General features: G+C 73.3%; 14 protein-coding genes. 8 read left to right on the forward strand and 6 right to left on the reverse strand.

Going from position 1 to position 17,354, the window contains the following annotated elements:
• Positions 1–156: 156 nt before the first annotated feature.
• Together QK440_RS09900 and QK440_RS09905 are read left to right on the forward strand one after the other, a co-directional pair.
• Positions 157–690 (forward strand): hypothetical protein, encoded by a 534-nt coding sequence (locus tag QK440_RS09900; protein ID WP_282792641.1) that lies wholly within the window; start codon positions 157–159, stop codon positions 688–690.
• Positions 691–1,088: 398 nt separating this feature from the next.
• On the forward strand, positions 1,089–1,862 hold the full coding sequence (locus QK440_RS09905; RefSeq protein ID WP_282792642.1) for a polysaccharide deacetylase family protein: 774 nt from the start codon (positions 1,089–1,091) through the stop codon (positions 1,860–1,862).
• Positions 1,863–2,042: 180 nt separating this feature from the next.
• Here the strand turns inward: QK440_RS09905 and QK440_RS09910 are convergent, their stop codons facing one another.
• Both QK440_RS09910 and QK440_RS09915 read right to left on the reverse strand, forming a co-directional pair.
• Positions 2,043–2,705 carry a CBS domain-containing protein gene (locus QK440_RS09910; RefSeq protein WP_282792643.1) on the reverse strand — a complete coding sequence of 221 codons (663 nt, stop codon included), beginning with the start codon at positions 2,703–2,705 and terminating at the stop codon, positions 2,043–2,045.
• Between the two features lie 363 nt (positions 2,706–3,068).
• Positions 3,069–3,533, reverse strand: coding sequence for a pyridoxamine 5'-phosphate oxidase family protein (locus tag QK440_RS09915; RefSeq protein WP_282792644.1), 465 nt, complete (start codon positions 3,531–3,533; stop codon positions 3,069–3,071).
• 576 nt (positions 3,534–4,109) lie between these two features.
• Here QK440_RS09915 and QK440_RS09920 point away from each other — a divergent pair.
• Together QK440_RS09920 and QK440_RS09925 are read left to right on the forward strand one after the other, a co-directional pair.
• Positions 4,110–4,793 carry a response regulator transcription factor gene (locus QK440_RS09920; protein ID WP_282792671.1) on the forward strand — a complete coding sequence of 228 codons (684 nt, stop codon included), beginning with the start codon at positions 4,110–4,112 and terminating at the stop codon, positions 4,791–4,793.
• A 197-nt stretch (positions 4,794–4,990) separates the two neighbouring features.
• Positions 4,991–6,715: a GAF domain-containing sensor histidine kinase gene (locus tag QK440_RS09925; RefSeq protein ID WP_282792645.1), complete on the forward strand. Its 1,725-nt coding sequence runs from the start codon at positions 4,991–4,993 to the stop codon at positions 6,713–6,715.
• 143 nt (positions 6,716–6,858) lie between these two features.
• Here QK440_RS09925 and QK440_RS09930 read toward each other — a convergent pair whose 3' ends face one another.
• Positions 6,859–7,779, reverse strand: coding sequence for a universal stress protein (locus QK440_RS09930; protein WP_349239279.1), 921 nt, complete (start codon positions 7,777–7,779; stop codon positions 6,859–6,861).
• A gap of 36 nt (positions 7,780–7,815) precedes the next feature.
• A complete protein-coding gene (locus tag QK440_RS09935) occupies positions 7,816–8,307 on the reverse strand; it encodes a Gmad2 immunoglobulin-like domain-containing protein (RefSeq protein ID WP_282792647.1) in 492 nt (163 codons plus the stop codon).
• Positions 8,308–8,509: 202 nt separating this feature from the next.
• Between QK440_RS09935 and QK440_RS09940 the strand changes: the two genes are divergently transcribed.
• Together QK440_RS09940 and QK440_RS09945 are read left to right on the forward strand one after the other, a co-directional pair.
• Positions 8,510–8,971, forward strand: a complete 462-nt coding sequence (locus QK440_RS09940) for a hypothetical protein (RefSeq protein ID WP_282792648.1) — start codon at positions 8,510–8,512, stop codon at positions 8,969–8,971.
• Between the two features lie 20 nt (positions 8,972–8,991).
• Positions 8,992–9,270, forward strand: a complete 279-nt coding sequence (locus QK440_RS09945; protein WP_282792649.1) for a transcriptional regulator — start codon at positions 8,992–8,994, stop codon at positions 9,268–9,270.
• Between the two features lie 535 nt (positions 9,271–9,805).
• On the opposite strand, the gene QK440_RS09950 is transcribed toward QK440_RS09945, so the two are convergent.
• Together QK440_RS09950 and QK440_RS09955 are read right to left on the reverse strand one after the other, a co-directional pair.
• Positions 9,806–13,912, reverse strand: a complete 4,107-nt coding sequence (locus tag QK440_RS09950) for a hypothetical protein (RefSeq protein WP_282792650.1) — start codon at positions 13,910–13,912, stop codon at positions 9,806–9,808.
• Positions 13,913–14,302: 390 nt separating this feature from the next.
• Positions 14,303–15,091 (reverse strand): helix-turn-helix transcriptional regulator, encoded by a 789-nt coding sequence (locus QK440_RS09955; RefSeq protein ID WP_282792651.1) that lies wholly within the window; start codon positions 15,089–15,091, stop codon positions 14,303–14,305.
• A 63-nt stretch (positions 15,092–15,154) separates the two neighbouring features.
• Here QK440_RS09955 and QK440_RS09960 point away from each other — a divergent pair, with 63 nt between their 5' ends.
• Positions 15,155–15,961, forward strand: coding sequence for an SDR family oxidoreductase (locus QK440_RS09960; RefSeq protein ID WP_282792652.1), 807 nt, complete (start codon positions 15,155–15,157; stop codon positions 15,959–15,961).
• A 134-nt stretch (positions 15,962–16,095) separates the two neighbouring features.
• The gene (locus QK440_RS09965) at positions 16,096–16,230 is read left to right on the forward strand and encodes a hypothetical protein (protein WP_282792653.1); all 135 of its coding nucleotides are present in this window, start codon (positions 16,096–16,098) and stop codon (positions 16,228–16,230) included.
• Positions 16,231–17,354: the final 1,124 nt, after the last annotated feature.

Below are 17,354 nucleotides of genomic sequence, written 5' to 3' on the forward strand. Positions count from 1 at the left end.
CCCACCAGTTGAAAACCCCCGGAAGGAAGTCTCACGCTCCCTCCGGCCCCCGTCGCCATCAGTGCCTTCAACTGGCACGCCGCGCTCCGGATGATGGGGTCGGTCAGGTGCGGCAGCGTGCTTCCACCGGCCGCGAGGGCTGTCCATACTGCCCGCATGGAGTCCGCGTCATGGGCTGCCACCGGCCTGAGCTTGTTGCTCGCCCTCTCGGCCCTGCTGGTGTCGCTATGGTCCGCCCGTCGGCAGGCCGCTGACGCCGAGAAGGCGGCCATCATGCGCTTGGTGGCCGAGTTCAGCGTCACGTACCGCACGGAGGACTTCCAGGACTGCCAGCGCGCCGTGGTGGCGGAACTGAGAAGTGAAACGGCGCCGGATCCGCACGGGGGCATCTCCGGCCTCCCCGAGCCCCTGCAGAGCCGGGTCAAGAAAGTCGGGGGCTTCTACCAGGATGTAGGCACCCTGGTCGTCCTGGGGGTCATTCCGGAGTACCTGGTCGTGGCTCTCTACTACCGCTTCCTCCGTGAGGTGTGGCTGGCCGTCTGGCCCTACCTTGAGCGGGAACGGATCCTGCTGAATGCACAGAACGCCGGAAGCGTATGGGGCTCCTTCGAACACATCGCCGTCTATGCGCTCGACACCCCTTTCGCCGAGATTTCCAAGATGTTCCGCAGGCGCACCTACGTCGCCTGAACCGGCTTCTCTACTACCTGGTAGATGAGGATTCCGCAGCGAAACGGTGAGGCGGTCATGAGGCGGTCCGGCGTTGCCGCCCGGATCCGCACCCTCCCGGCCCGCTCGTACTCTGCCGCACTGACCCGCAAGACATGCTCAGAGCAACTCGGAGAGACAGGGCCGTGATCCGAGCGGATCGCACGCGGGGCCGTCGGCCTCACGCTCTCGCATTGCCCGTGCGTCGCTGCTCGGCCGCGGTCGCGTAGCCCCGTCGAGCCCGGGAGTTGTCCGGGAATCCTCACGGAATTGTCCGTGATCGGTAACGAAGGGAGCCCTTGGCCTGTGGGTTTCGTCCTGCGGGGTGGTCGCAAGGTGGCCCGGGGGATCGGCTAGGACATGGGTGAGAGGGGCGGGGCATGACACGGCATCGTGGTGGGCGGAGCTGGTACAGCAAGGTGATCGGGGCGGCGTTGGGGGTGACGGTGCTGGCCACCGGGGCCTCGGTGTGGACCGCGCAGGCCGGTGGCGCGGACGAGCCGGCGCCGAAGGCCTCCGCGTCGGCCGCGCCGGGCAGTGACGTCAAGCCGGTCGACGCGTCCATCGTGCACGCCTCGGAGGCGGGGAAGCGCGGTGTCAACATCACAATCGACGACGGCCCCGATCCCGTGTGGACGCCCCGGGTCCTCGACCTGCTGCGCCAGTACAAGGTGAAGGCCACGTTCTGCATGGTCGGGACGCAGGCGCAGGCGCACCCCGACCTCGTGAAGAAGGTCGTCGCCGCCGGGCACCGGCTGTGCGACCACTCGGTGTCGCACAACACCGCCATGGACAAGGACACCCAGGCCTACCAGTCGCGGCAGATCCTCGACGCCGAGCGCATGATCACGAAGGCTTCCGGGGGCGTGCGGCCCATGTACTACCGGGCGCCCGGCGGGGCCTTCACCCCGTACAGCCGTAAGCTCGCCGCTTCCCGGGGCATGCGCCCGCTGGGCTGGAACGTGGACACCAAGGACTTCGAGCGGCCGGGTACGGACGCCATCGTCGCCACCGTCCAGCGGGAGTTGCCCAACGGTCCCACCCTCCTCTTCCACGACGCGGGCGGCGACCGCACCCAGACCGTCGAGGCCCTGCGCCGCCTGCTGCCCTGGCTCAAGCAGCAGGGGTACTCCTTCGGCTTCCCGGTGCGATGACCGTCGCGCCGCAGGGGGGCGCGCCGTCCGCTTGACGGGCGGAGCGTCGGGGGGCGCCTGCTCGTCTCCATAGACGGGCTGGAACGAGCGTTCTATCCAGGCCGCATTATGGTGGAGGGTCCGTGGCTGCGGGTGATGTCCTGGAAGCCTTCGGGTGCGCGCCCGCCTCTCGCCTTCGTATCACATCGGGGCCGTACGCCCGCCTGCGACGCCACTCTTCTCGCGGTTCCCGCTTCCGTACGTCAGGCCGTTCACGACGCCGACGACACCGTCGAGCCGCCACGTGCGGTGGACGGCCTCGGCGGCCTGGCCGCCTAGGTCGACGTGGCCGTCGAGGGTGACGACGCCGTCGCGGACGGAGGGCCGTACGGCGTCGGGCGGCAGTCCCAGGACGCCGACGAGGATCTCCTCGGTCACCTGGCGGCGGATGTCGTCGTCCGTGCGCAGGAACACCCGGAGCAGGTCACTGCGGGTCGCGATGCCGATGAGGCGGTCCTCCTCGTCGACCACGGGGAGGCGTTCGACGCCGCGGCGCTCCATCAGGCGGGCCGCGTCGGGGACGGTCTGCTCGGGGTGGACCGTGACTGCGGGGCTCGACATCACGCCCCCGACGGTGACGGTGACGGTGACCGCGTCGGCCGGGGACCAATTCAACCAGCCGGTTCGCGTGCGGACCAGGTCGGTCCTGGAGGCCACACCGAGGACCTTGTCGTCCTCGTCCACCACGGGCAGTCCGCTGAGGCGATGGTGGTCGAGCAGCCGGACGATGTGCTGGAGTGGTGTCGTCGGGCTCGTCTGCACCACGTCCCTCGTCATCACTTCGCCGACGGTGCGTACGGTCACGGCGCTCTCTCCTCCACGTCGGTTCCATGACGCTCACCTGCTGTCACTTCCATGGGCTTCGTCCAGCGCGGGTGACCGTCTCAGCCTCGGGCGTGCCGGGCGGTGCGTGGCAGGTGCCGGCGGTCCCCTCCGAGGGGCCGGTTGGCCCCGGGCACCCCTGCCGTCCCGGACATCCGCCGTGTGCGTGCCCGCGTCGGCACGCGCTCTCGCACGGCCGAGGCCGGGACCAGCCCGAAGGGTCGACCGGACGGCACCTGCGCCAAGCCCTGGCCGGCACCGCCCACCGGACGCCCGACGCCCGACGCTTGGCGGGGCATCGCCGACACGCGCCGGTGCGAGCGCGTCCGGTGAAGGGGCCGGAGTTCAGGCGTCGGTGGGCTCGTCCGCAGGGGTCAGGCGGATGCCGGTGACCAAGTCGGGGTGGATGCGTACCGCGTAGTCCATGGTGCGGTCCACCCAGGGGTGGAGCAGCGCCTGGTAGCGGGCCAGTTCGCGTGGGTCGGTGACCAGGCGGGCGTAGCCGGTGACGACCACGCTCCAGCCGAGGTGCCGTACGGGGTCGATGGCGTCGGCCTCGTACGCGACGACGACGCCCGAGCCCGCCGAGTGCCGGGTGCGCGAGGTCAGGGCCGAGCCCTCGTGGGTGCGGATGACGATGTCCCCGCCGTCGACGAGGTGGTTGACGGGGCGGATCGTGGGGAGCGCGTGCTGGGTGAAGACGACCCTGCCCAGGGAGACGCTGCCCAGCAGCCGGAGGGCTTCGGCGCTGTCGAGGTGCACGCTGTGCCGGGGTCCCGCGGCGGGGCGCAGGCTGCTGTCGGCGGTCATGGGGAGGCTTCCGTACGGGCTCGTGACGTACTGCCGGGTGTCCTCGGCAGGCGTGCCGGTGCCGGTGCCGGTGTCGGTGCCGGTCCCGGGACGGCGCCGAGGGCCGCGGTGTCGCTTCCCGCCGGGCGGTACGGCATCCGTGCGTCCTTTCACGCATCGGGGCGGAGCCCGCCACGCCCCCGGACGTCTCCGCCCGGGGATCGCGACGGGCGCGGGTCACGTCATTCGAACGCCCTTGGTACGGGCGGCGGTAGGGCCGTTCGGCCCTGGCCCGTGTTCCGGGGGCCTGCCCGGGAGGAGGCCTGTCCGCCCGCAGGCCGTCCCGCGCGCCGGGTGGCCTGCCGGTGCCGTGCTGCCGCCGCCGTGGTCGGTGTCCGTACGGTGCTCCTGTCTTGGCAGACTGTTCGGTCAGGCCGCGCGGACAGGGCCGATCGGCCCTGGTCGTCCGGCCCCGAACCGAGAAGGATCTCCACCGGGATACCCCTTCCGCGTGCCCTCGCGCGGGAACAGCCCCTCGCGACCCCGCGAGGGGAAAACGGTCAGACGCCGACGGCACAGGAGCTTGGGATGGCGGACATGGCGGACAGTGAGCAGAGCGGCCCCGACACCCCGGTCCGGGTCTTTTTGTTGGACGACCACGAAGTGGTCCGGCGCGGGGTGCACGACCTGCTGAACGACGAGGCCGACATCACCGTGGTCGGGGAGGCCGCCACCGTCGAGCAGGCGCTCGTCCGCGTCCCCGCGCTGCGCCCGCACGTGGCGGTCCTCGACGTCCGGCTGCCGGACGGCGACGGCGTCACCGTCTGCCGGGAACTGCGCTCCCGCATGCCGGACCTGGCCTGCCTGATGCTGACCTCGTTCGACGACGAGGAGGCCCTACTCGACTCGATCATGGCGGGCGCTTCCGGGTACGTGCTGAAGCAGATCCAGGGCTCCGACCTGGTGGCGGCCGTGCGTACGGTGGCCCGTGGCCAGTCGCTGCTCGACCCGAGCGCCACCGGCAAAGTGATGGCCCGGCTGCGCGGCGAGCAGCGGAAGCAGGAGGAGCCGGAGGTGCTGCCGGGGCTGACCGAACGGGAGCGGGAGATCCTGGCCCTGGTCGGCGAGGGGCTGACCAACCGCCAGATCGGCCAGCGGCTGTACCTGGCCGAGAAGACGGTCAAGAACCACATCTCCCGACTCCTTGCCAAGCTCGGCGTCGAACGGCGCATCCAGGCCGCCGTGATAGCCACCGAGGCCCGCGACCGGCTGCGGCGGTAAGGCCGCTGACGCGGTGTCATGCCGGGCGCCGGTGGGCCCTGCCGCACGACGCCGGGCCCGTCCGCACCCGGAGGCCCAAGCCGGGTGCCCCCCGGCGCGTCCACCTGATCCTGTACCGTCCCCTGCGGCCGACCGTTACCGTGACACCACGGGGACGGTCCGCCGTCAGCATGCTGAGGGGACGTGGAGGACAGCCGGTGGGAAGCGCCGAGGAAGCTCGGGTGGCCCGCGTGCGGCTGCCGCAGCTGAGGCTGGACGAACTCCTGGAGGAGCTCCAGGCCCGCCTGGACGCGGCCCGCAGCACCCGGGACCGGGTGCACAGCCTGCTGGAGGCCGTCCTCTCGGTGGGGCGTGAACTGGACCTGGAACAGGCGCTGCGCAGCATCGTGCAGGCCGCGGCGGTCCTTGTGGACGCCGAGTACGCGGCGCTCGGCGTGATCGGGCCGGACGGCAAGCGGCTGTCGGAGTTCCTCACGGTGGGCGTCACCGACGAGCAGATCGCGAAGATCGGCCCCTTCCCGCAGGGCCACGGCATCCTCGGGGAGCTGATCCGCCACCCCGAGCCCCTGCGGCTGAACAAGCTCTCGCAGCACCCGTCGTCGTACGGCTTCCCGCCCCACCACCCGCCGATGAACAGCTTCGTCGGCGTCCCGATCAGGGTGCGCGAGCAGGTCTTCGGCAATCTGTACCTGACCGAGAAGCGGGGCGGGGCGCAGTTCGACGAGGACGACGAGTCGGTGCTTTCCACGCTGGCCGTGGCGGCGGGCGTGGCGATCGACAACGCCCGCCTGTACGAGGAGTCCCGGCTCCAGGAGCGCTGGCTGCGGGCGAGCGCCGAGGTCACCCACAGCCTGATGTCCGGCAGCGACCGAGGCGAGGTGCTGCGGCTCATCGCCGAGCGGGCCCGGGAGATCACCGGCGCGGCCCTGGCCGTGGTCGCGGTGCCCATGGAGGGCACCGACTCGCTGACGGTGGAACTCGCCATCGGGCAACACGCCGAGCCCCACCGCGGCCTCGTGCTGCCCGTGGACGGCAGCCTCATCGGTGCGGCCTTCCTGGGGGCCACCCCGGTCTCCAGCCCGGACATCTCGTGCGACCCGCGGATCTCCGTGGAGCCGTCGCGGTTCACGGGCCTCGGGCCGGCCGTCGCCGTTCCCGTCGGTTCCGGGGACGGCCTGCGGGGCGTGGTCCTGCTGGTGCGGGCGGCGGGCCGGACGGTGTTCTCCGCAGGGGAGACCGAACCGCTGCAGGGCTTCGCCGCGCAGGCCGCGGTGGCGATGGAGCTGGCGGAGCGGCGCAGGGACGCGGAGCAGATCGCGGTGCTCCAGGACCGCGACCGCATCGCCCGGGACCTGCACGACCTCGCCATCCAGCGGCTGTTCGCCACCGGCATGACCCTGCAGAGCGCCGGCCGTTTCATCGAGCACCAGGAGGCCTCGGAGCGCGTGGCGCGGGCGGTGGACGACCTGGACGAGACCATCAAAATCATCAGGTCCACGATCTTCGGGCTGCGCTCGCGCGACGAGACCGCGGGTCCCGGCCTGCGGGCACGGACGGTACGGGCGGTCGGCGAGAGCGCGCCGGTCCTGGGGTTCGCGCCCAGCGTGCGCATGGAGGGACTGCTGGACACCCATGTGCCCAAGGAGACCGCCGACCACGTGATGGCGGTCCTGTCCGAGGCGCTGACCAACGTCGCCCGGCACGCGCGGGCGAGCCGCGTCGACGTCGTCCTGGAGACCGACGGGCGCCACGTACGGCTGCGGGTCTCCGACGACGGCGTGGGCATCCCGGCCGGAGGCCGCCGCAGCGGGCTGCGCAACATGGCCGAACGGGCCCAGCAGCTCGGCGGAGCCCTCGACTGCGCGAGCCCCGAGGGCGGCGGCACGACGCTGGTGTGGCGGGTACCGGTCACGGAGCAGTAGACGGCGTACGGACGGCCCGTTCGGCTGCGTCTCAGGTCTCGCGCCTCGCGCGTCGCGGCGGGCCGCAGCGGTCCTCGCGGACGGGGTGGCCGCGACCGTGGGCGGCAGGGCCGGTCATCGGGTGGCCACCCCCCTCGCGGAGTTCACGCCCGCTGCGGTACGACGGCGACCGGGCAGGCGGAGTGGTGCAGGAGCGCGTGCGCGACCCGGCCGAGCTGGAGCCCGGGCCCGAGGTGCGCGCGGCGCCGCCGGACGCCCACGACGAGCAGGTCCGCGCGGTACGAGGCGTCGAGCAGCGCCCTGCGGACGAAGCCCTCGACGGGGTGCTGGAGGACGGCGACGGACGGATGGTCCGCCACGGCGCCGCGCAGCGCCGCCGCGAGCCCGTCCGCGGCTCGCCGCCGCGCGGCGGAGGCCGGCTCCTCGGGGGAGCGCGCGGGCCCGGAGGCGTCGTACCGGACCGGTCGCCGCCAGGCCCGTACGGCCTCCAGCGTGACCTGGCGGCGCTCCGCCTCGGCGCAGGCGAACCCGACGGCGGCCGCGCACTCCGGCCCCTCGCCGACGCCCACCACGACGCGCTGCCGCGTCCCGGCGCGGGCCTGGTTGTCGTGGCTGCCGCGCAACACGATCACCGGGCAGGCCGCGCGGGCAGCGACCCCGAGGCTGACCGAGCCGAGCAGCAGCTCCACGACGCCGCTGCGGCCGCGGGAGGCCACGACCAGCGCGGTCGCGTTGCGGCCCTCCCGCACCAGGGCGGGGACCGGCTCCTCGTCCCGGACGCGGACGGAGACCCTGAGGTCTTGGTGCGCCCGCCGGGCACGCCGTGCCGCCGCGTCGACGACGGCGTCGGCCCGTTCCTTCGACGCGAACGCGAACGCGAACGCGAAGGCACCCGCGAACCGGCCCGGCTCCCCGGGGAACGCCGTCTCCTCCTCGTCCTCCCGGGAGGCGGCGTGCACCAGACGCAGCGGCACCCCGCGCAGGGCTGCCTCGTCGGCGGCCCACGTGACGGCGCGCAGGCTGTGCTCGGAGCCGTCGACGCCCACGACGAGCGGGAGTTCCATCCGCCTCATCTCTCTCCCGTGGCCGGTGGGGCGCCCCTAGGAGCCGATCGGGATGCGCAGCACCTGACCCGGCACGATCTTGTCGGGGTCGGTGAGCTGGTCCGGATTGGCCCGCATGATGCGCCGGTGCAGGGAGGCGTCCGCGTAGTACGTCTTGGCGAGCGCCGACAGGGTGTCGCCCCTGACCACCTTGTGTTCGCGGTAGCCGTAGTAACCGGGCACGATGCGCGGCCCGTAGAGAACCGGGACGGTCGCGACGTTGATCTCTCTGCCGTCCTCGGCGCTGATGTCGAAGACCTGGACGAGCAGCCGGTCGGCCCGGAACGCCGCCCGGCGGACATCGACCCGCACGTGGAACTGCCCGTGCTCACCGGTGCCGCCACCGACCGAGAAGTGGCCGGTCACCTCGTCGTGCCCGTCGCCGACGCGGTAGTGCAGCGTCGCTTCGTGACCGGTGCCGACGCCGCCCACGTGGACGGCGTCGTCCACCAGGTCGAGCTTGCGCGGCTGGTCGATCCGGTTCGTCATAAACCCTCCCGGAGGGCGAAGGGACGTGCTCCTGCCCTCTCACTCAACACCCTTTCGGCGGCGGGGCAAGAGCGCGTTTCGGGCGTACGGGAACGGGAGCTGGGCGACCGGGCGGTGGCCTGGTGGCACAACCCGCCCTCCTCTCTTTCCGCTATGGAAAGCCGCCCTTAGACTTTCCATAGCGGAAAGAGAGGGGAAGGCAATGGGATCGATGAATCCGCAAGAGGCGCGCACCGCGCTGGACCAGGCCACGAGTGCTCGTGCCCGCGGCGCCGCACACGGCATGCGTCCTGGGTGGTACTACCCGGCCATGGGGCTCAGCCTGTTCCTCGCGTTCGCGTCGTTCAGTCTCGGCCTCGGCACCTTCGGTGTCCCGCTGGGTGCCGTGATCGGTCCCGTCACGCTTGACATGGTGGCCAGGAACACGGCAGGCGCCTCGCCGTACCGCGTGTACACCACACCGGCGACGCGTGGGATCAGCAATGCCTTCGTGATGTTGACGGCGGCTCTCGCGGCCGTCGGCCTGGTCCTGGACCGGGTGGCGGACCTGCGCTGGCCCATGGCGGTGTGCGGAGTGGCGGCGCTCGTGGTCACGGTGGTCACCGGCCGGCGGCTCGACCGGGCCCGGGCGGCGGAGCTGCGGGAGACCGAGGGGCGGGGATGACGGGGGCGGCTTTCGATGAGGTGATCCATCCGTACAACCGCCTCCAGGTCTGCGCGATGCTCAGCTCGGTCGAATCGCTCGGCTTCTCCGAGGTGCGCGACGCCCTCGGCGTCAGTGACTCCGTACTGAGCAAACAGGTTAAGGTCCTGCAGGAAGCCGGCTATCTCGCCGTGCGCAAGGAGACCCACAACTCCCGCGTCAGAACCTGGCTGGCACTGACCCCCAAGGGCCGCAAGGCCCTGACCGCCCACTTGAGCGAGCTGCGCCGCATCGCCGAGGCGGCCGGCCTGCGGGACTGAAGCCCTGCCGGGCAAGACCGCAGGGCACAGCAAGAGAAGGACAGAGCACCATGGCGTGCGTAGTGTCAATGGCCTCCACGGACCTCCAGCCGGAGAGGCGGGGCCTCATGCGCGCACACCGACAGCACCGCCCCGGCCCCGGAGGGCCGCGGCCTCCGGTCGCCTGCCTGGGGCGCCCCCTCACCGACCCCACTCGCCCGCACGGACCGCGGCTTCGTCCGGTTCCTCGGCCAGCACGACGGGGACCAGGACGACGGAGCCGACGGCGGCGAGGGCCCTCAGCGGTGACCCCCGGCCACCCGCACACGACGCTCCCGGTAGTGAGTCCCGCCATGCACACCAGCACGCACACGGTCCTGATACGACCGAGAGGCTGATCGAGGCGGAGCTCCCGCTCGACCGCGAGCCGTACGAGTGCCTCGTTGAGGCGCGCTGGACGAACGCCCTCCGCGCCGAGTACGACCACGGGCCCGCGTGCGGAGGGCGGCACCCTCAGAAGTCTTACGCGGGCGTCGGCGTCTGGAAAGGCGTAGCGTCACGCCTTCCTCCCCGGCCGGGCCCCTCCCTTCGTCCAGGCCCGGACGAACAGCTCGTGCGCGGGTGCCGGGATGGTGGTGGGGGCTTCCGTTCGGGCGGTGGGTGTGGGGCGTGGAGCCTTCGCGGTTCTCAACTCCGCGGCCTTGGCGCGGTGGCGTGCGAGGGACCAGGTGTTCCAGCGGCGGACGGTGCGGTCGGCCGGGCGGTTGAAGGTGTGCAACTGGAGGTGGAGGGCGGCCGCGTCGCGGCTGACGCCGAGGGCCGCCGCCACCTCGTCCACCAGGTCCGGGACGCTGAACAGCGGGTTGGCCTCGTACTGGCCCGGCGGAACGGGGGTGGTGGCGGACCGGTCCGCCAGCCTGCGCAGCGCGGCGAGGTGATCGGCGGGCAGGTCCGTGAGCCGGTCGAGCAGGGCGCGGGCACCCCGCGCCGCAGGATCCGCGACCGGGCGCTCGGTGAGAGCCCAGGCGGCGGCGGTGGCGGCGGCCCGCAGGCCGTCGGCGTCCAGAGGCGCCTGGAGGCGGCCGGTGAGCAGGGCCGTGGCCCAGACCTCCGGGAGCCCGTGGGCCTCGGCGAGGGCGGCGGCATGGCTGCCGTCATCGGTGTACGGGGCCCTGCCGAGCAACTGGGTCCAGACCGCGGCCATGCGTTCCGCGGCCGCGGTCATCCCGCCAGGGGCCCAGAGCTCCGCCGGGTCGCCGGGCATGGCCGCGGCGAGCACGGCGCGTCGGCCGGCCGGACCGAGCCGTCGCCTGAACTCGGCGTACGCGTGGGAGGCGGTCCGGTCCGCCTTGTACGGCTTGGCGCGGAGCAGCTTGCGGTGTGCGTCGTAGTCGTCGCTGCCGGCGAATCCGTCGAGGACCAGGGCGGCGATCGCGCGCGGCACCCCGGTGCGCCAGCGGAACAGGTCCACGGCCTCCTCGGGCACCGGCAGCGGGCCCTGTTCAACGAGCAGGGCCAGCAGGCGCGGGAGCCGGGTGGTGTCGTCGCCGGCGACGGTGTGCGTGGCGCACTCCTCGGCGTCGGCGGGCACCGGGTCGGCTGCTCGCTGGAGGAAGGGGGCGAGGCCGCTGCGGTCCGGCCCGGAAGCCACGGCGCAGCCGTCCGCGCGGAGTTCGGCGATCCGCTGCTCCGGGGCCCGTCCGGTCCGCCAGGAGGAGCCGGCCTCCGCGAACGGCTGCCGGCTCCATACGCCGAGCAGCGCCGCGAGCGCCTGGCGCTGCTCGTCGGGGGTGGCCGCGACAACGGTCCGCCAGGCCACGGCATCGATCCGGCCGGTCAGCACCGCCCACTCGGGGGGCGGTGCGGGCAGGGCGAGCACGCGTACCTCGTCGTCGATCTCGCCGCGCAGGTACCGGCCGTCGGCGGCGACCGCGGTGAGGAGGGCGGGCTGCGGCTGCGGCCGGCGTTCCTCGTAGGCGCGCACCTGGGGCAGCAGGCCGTGGAGGGCCGGGACGAGCCGGTTGTCCGGCGCCGGGTCGGGCAGGTCGACGACCGGCCCGGCCCGCATGACGGCGACGCGGTGGGACAGCTCCCGGCGGCGGCGCAGTACGTCGGCGGCGAGCCGGACGGCGCGGTCGACGCCCTCCTGGACCCGCGGGTGGGTCACCCCGGGCAGGGCGCTCCCGGTGCCCTGGTGCAGCAGCTCGCGCACCGCGGTGTCCGTGACCGTCCTGAGGGCCTGGGACGAGCGTTCGTCGCGCGGGGTGAGGAAGTGCCAATAAGCGGGTGGCGGCACCGGTCCGGCCAGCTCGCCCAGCGTGGCGCGGCCGCGGGAGCTGTCGCGGCTGCCGGGGAAGCCTCGCACCTGCCAGAGCAGCGAGTTGTCGGCGGCGGAATGGCAGCGGATGGTGGTCCCGCCGGTCAGGACGGCGTCCTCGCCGCCGAGCGGCAGGGCGAGGATTCCCCACGGGCGACGGCCCCAGGTGCGGCTGCGGTAGGAGGCGGTGCGGCCGTCGATGGACTCCAGCACGAACTCGCGGGGCGAGGGACCCGCGTACGGCGTGCGGTAGGCGACCCGGCAGCCGGTGAGCGTGCCGTCCTGGCCGAGCGGGGAGGGCGGGGCGCCGGGCGGCAGCGCGGCGAGGATCCTGTGGTCGACGAAGGGCTTCGTGCCGGGCGGCAAGTGGGCCGGGTCGTGGAAGGCGGGCAGGGCGCAGTCGGCGGTGGGAACACCGGTGGCCGGGTCGAGGCGGTACCAGCCGCCGTGGTTCTCGCTGAACACCGGGGCGCTCCAGAAGGCGCGGCCGTCGTGCATCTGGTAGTCACGGTGGCCGATGCCCTCACGGCCACCGGCTCGGAGGACGCGCTCGCCGTCGAACCGGCCGTCACCGTCCGGGGTGGCGAACTGGTAGCCCAGGCCGCCCTGGATGCTGCCGCCGTACGGACGCAGCCCGTACGTCTGCTCCGGTTCGGACCACTCGCCGGGGCGGTCGGACCAGTAGGCGGTGTCGGCGAAGTTCTCCTCGTGCTCTTCGTTCCAGGCTACGAGGAACTGGCCGCCGACCCAGTGCACGCTGTGGCCCAGTGCGCCGTCGGGCAGCGCCAAGGTGTGGTCCCCGCACAGCCCGGCGTGGTCGACGGCGAAGGCGCGGGTCGCCCCGTACACGGTGAGGACCGGCCACGTGCAGGTGACGTGCACGGTTTCGTCGGGCCCGAACTCGGCGAGGGCCTGCTCCAGGGCGGGCCAGCCCAGCTCCTCGGGGAGCCCGGCCCGCAGGGCGCGGGCCAGCGGGCCGGTGAGGTCGAGCGCGTCAAGGGCCTCCTCGATGCCGTCCAGGGCCGTGGCGGTGGGCCGGTCGAGGAGGCCCCGCAGCTCGTCGACGGCCTCGTCGGCGGCGGCGAGGCCGCCTCCGCGCAGGGCTTCGAGCAGCTTCTCGACGCGGGCGTGCACCTCGGCGGTGATGCCCGGGTTGTGCGGGAGCCGGCTGATGGCAGTGCCACCGCGGGTGCGGAGCCCGGCGTGCACGGTGCCCTCCAGCCGGGGGCCGAACACCGGGTCGGCGGCGAGCGCCTTGAGGTCGCGCTGCGAGCGGTCACCCCAGAACTCCAGGCTGACCGCGGCACCGGGGTCGTGCACGGGTATGCCCTCGGCGAGGCAGAGGTCGAGCAGGTCGGCGTCCAGATGCGGCCAGCCGTAGCGGTCCTCGTGCAGCCGGACCGGGGTGCCGTCCGCGCGCAGGGCCGGGGCGAACCGGCGCACCAGGTCGAGGAGTTCCGCGGGCATGGCCTGGCGGGTCACCCCGCCGCCGGCGACGGTGCGGTGGGAGTAACCGGCGGCGTACCGGCGCAGCCAGTCGCCGAGGCCGTCCTGCGGGGCGATCCGCCCGGCTGCGGCCGCGTCCGCGGCGCCGCACGCGATGAGCAGCCGCAGCCAGGCCGCCGCACCGTTATTCGACTCGGGAAACAGGTCGAGCAGGGCGGTGGCCTGCTCGTCGGCGGGCGGGTGCGCGGTGAGCGGGCCGACGGCCGCGTCGAGCAGCCGGTCGGGCACGGCTTTGCCTCGGGCGGCGGCCAGCACCCCGCCCAGCACCCGGGCCTCCTCCGCGGTGCCGAGACCTGCCGCGCGGGCCGAGTCCCGGACCCGGCGGGCCAGGTCGGCGGGAAGCTCGCCGGGTGACGCCGCCCAGGCGGTCAGCAGGCGGACGAACTCGTGGTGCGCGTCGGCCGGTTCGAGGACACCGGCCAACCAGGCCGGCGCACCGCTGAGTTCGCTGGCGGGCAGGGCGCCGAACCGGGCGAACAGCAGGAGGTTCGCCCGCCGCCAGCCGGGGTCGACCGGCAGCCCGTGGGCGCGTTCGGCGGCGCGTGCCTGCCCGTAGGCGCGGGCGGCGGAACGGCGGTGCGTCTCCAGCATCCAATGGCCGATGGTGTCCCAGAACCAGGGCAGGTGGGCGGCCGGCAGGCCCCGGGCCAGGCGCTCCGCGTCGTCCACGAACCGGCCGGGCTTCTCCCAGGACCGGTGCCGACTGCTGCCCGCCCGCTCCAGCACGTCGCGGGCGCCGCTCTCGACGCCCGGCCCCTGCGTGCGCGCCCAGTCGGCGTACGTCTCGGAGCTGCGGTGATGGGTGGGGAGGGGAATGGGAGTCCCGGTGCCGCTGGTCATGAGCGTGATCCTGCCAGGCGGGACTGACAGCGGGCCCGGGGGCCTGCGGGTCAGGAGCCGTCGGGCCGCGCCGCTCCGGACCGTGATACCGAGCCGTCGGACCGCACCGCTCCGGACCGCGATCCCGAGCCGCCGGACCGCACCGCTCCGGACCGTCATCCCGTACGGGACAACGCTGCGCTACGGATCAGGCTCTCAGCACTGCGACGTCAGGCGGCGGGACGCTGCGACGTCAGGCGGCGGGCGTCGGCGGGGGAGAGGTACGGCCGTGCGCGATGCCGGTGTGCGAGGTGGCGCCACCGGCCGGAGGCGTCGCGGCCTGCGACGGGGAGGACGAAGAGCGGGGCCCCCTGGCCCACGGCACATGTCCGGCGGCACACGTCCGGTGTGTCACACAAGACGCGCCAAGGCCTTCTCGGACGGGCTCCCGGCCGTCGCCTGGTACACGATGATCACCTGTTGCTCGGCGCCGCCGACGGTGAGTGCCTGCCTTCGCAGGGCGAGGCTGCCGACGACCGGGTGCGCGAAGCGCTTGAGTTCGTCGCGGGCGGGCCGCGCCTCGTGCCGCGCCCACAGACGGCGGAACTCGTCGTCCGTCTCCAACTCGGCGACCAGGCGGGCGGTTCCGGGGTCGCGTGGATCGGCCTCGGCGCGCAGGGCCGCCGCGGTCTGCGCGGCCACCTCCGCCCAGTCGGGGAAGAGCCGGCGGGACGCCGGGTCGAGGAACACCGCCCGGACCAGGTTGCGCCCGGGCTCGTACATCGGGGCGAGCGCGCGGGCCCGCTCGTTCGCCGCCAGCACGTCGAAGCACCGGTCGCGGACGTACGCGGGGCGGTCCGCCCACGCGTCGAGCAGCCGGCGTACATCCGCGGAGACCTCGGTCCGCGACGGCGGCGGCACGGGGCCGGGGGCGGCAAGGGCGAGCAGGTGTGCCGAGGCGTCGGCGTCCAGCTCCAGCGCCCGCGCGAGGGAGCGCAGCACCTGGGGCGAGGGGTGCCGGTCGACGCCCTGTTCGAGCCGGACCAGGTACGGCTCGCTGATACCGGCGAGCCGGGCCAGTTCCTCCCGGCGCAGTCCCGTCACCCGGCGTCGTCCGGTGGCGGGCACCGCCACGTCCGCCGGAGTGACCCGCCCGCGACGGGCCTTGAGGAAGTCGCCCAGAGGGTTGTCGGCCGCCATGATGCGAGGGTAACCCCGCGGGGGTGCTGGCTGCCGAGGTGCGAGCGGCGCAGTCTCGATGACATGAAGACCTGGTTCATCACCGGCGCGTCCCGCGGCTTCGGCCGCATCTGGGCCGAAGCCGCCCTCGAGCGCGGCGACCGCGTCGCCGCCACCGCACGCGATCCCCAGACCCTGCGGCCCCTCGTGGAAGCCCACGGGGACGACGTCCTCCCGCTCCGCCTCGACGTGACCGACCGCACCGCCGTGACTGCCGCGGTGCGCCGGGCCTCCGAAGTCTTCGGCCGCCTCGACGTGGTCGTCAACAACGCGGGCTACGGCCTGTTCGGCACGGTCGAGGAGACCACGGAGGAACAGGCCCGCGCCCAGCTCGACACCAACCTGTTCGGCCCGCTGTGGGTGACGCAGGCGGCCCTGCCGTACCTGCGGGCCCAGGGCAGCGGCCACATCCTGCAGGTGTCCAGCCTCGGCGGCCTCGCCGCCTTCCCCACACTCGGGCTGTACAACGCCTCCAAATGGGCCCTGGAGGGGATGAGCGAGGCCCTGGCCCAGGAGGTCGCCCCGTTCGGGATCAACGTGACCCTGCTCGAACCCGGCCCCTACGGCACCGACTGGTCGGGAGCCTCCGCGGTGCACACCGAGCCGTTGCCCGCCTACGAACCCGTCCGCGCCGCACGCCGGGCCGGCGCGTCCGCCCGCGCGCCCCAGGACGCGCGGGCCACCGCCGCCGCCGTCCTCGACCTCGTCGACACCGACGCACCACCCCTGCGGCTCTTCCTCGGCACCTACCCCTATCCCATTGTCGAGGCGGCCTACCGGCAGCGGCTCGACACGTGGAACGACTGGCGACACCTCGCGTCGCGCGCGTGACGCTCACAACGCACTCTTGCGTAAGGCCAGCGTGTAGCGCCACGACAGGACATCGAAAGCGAATGGAAGGCTGCGACAACGTCGCGCCATGCGTGTCGTGCCGTTTCTCGGCTCGGCGGGACGCCGTACTCGATATGGTGGCCGACCTCGGCGAGCCGGGGAGGGGGCTCGGCGGGGGCAGCCGCGTGCGCCTCGGAGCCTGCGTGCGGGCCATCCCCGACGGCTTCGAGGCCGGGCTCTCCACGGCGGGCCTCCTTCGGCAGGAGTAGCCCGCCCGGGCGGGCCCTCTCTCACCGCGTTCCGCTGAGCGGAACGCACGCTGGCCTCGCGTCGTGCCCCCCGACATAGTCGACATCCCCGCGCCTCTGCAGGCGCGGACGCGTTGAGGAAGCTCACGAACAGAGGCGGCGCTCATGACGCTCATGCGTCTCACGCTCAACACCCTCTACCTCTTCGAGGAAGAAGAAGCGGGATCGACCCGCCTGGGCCTGTACGTCAAGGTCCTCGACAACTCCGGTACCCAGGTGGCGGAGTTCCGCTGGAACCGGCGCAACGGCGAGGTCGAGGACAACTTCCAGTACCCGCTGGACGGCGACCAGGAATACCCGAGCGTCCTGGTGTTCGACATCGGCGGCGAACCGGGCGGCATCGGCCGCCTCCACGTCAAGGCGTACACGGACAACGACGAGCGCTGGCCCGACGAGGGCCATCACGAGAACTTCCTCGGCGAGGCGGAGGTCGTCTTCGACACCCGCGAGCCGAGCCAGCTCGGCCAGGTGCTGCTCGGCCCCACCACCACCGACAACGGCAACACCGGTTACGCCGTCACCGGCCTCCTCGAAACCGTCCCGCCACGCGGATTCCGGCACGTACGGCTCGTCTTCAAGGACGTGGTGGTCTTCGACGACGAGAACAGCGACTTCACGCACATGGGCCTGTACGTCCGCGCCTTCGCCCCGGCACAGGGTGACGCCGGGGCAATCGACCAGGAGCTCCTGCGCTGGAACAACAACGGGGACCGCGTCTTCGACGAGGCGCTCTTCCCGCTCGCCGGCGGCCTTCCCTCGCCCGTCACCACGCTGGCCGTGGGCGGGCCGACCCGGATCTGGGTCGAGGCGTACACCCACGACGACGAGGCCTGGCCGAGCGGCGGCGCCTACGAGAACCACCTCGGCCGCGCGATGATCACCATCGACCCCGGTGACCCCGACACGCTGGGCCGGCACGTCATCGGCCCCACCCAGACCGACCAGACGCACAACGGCTTCCTGGTCACCATGAGCAGCGAGCTGCTTCCGCCCGACGCCGCCCCGAACTTGGAGATCACCGGCGTCGAAGTCACCCAGGCCACGCAGCACTTCACTCCGCCCGCGGGCGGCCCCCAGCACGCGCT

The sequence above is a fragment of the Streptomyces sp. CC224B genome, assembly GCF_030010595.1.
In the GTDB taxonomy this organism is placed as follows: Bacteria; Actinomycetota; Actinomycetes; order Streptomycetales; family Streptomycetaceae; genus Streptomyces; species Streptomyces longispororuber.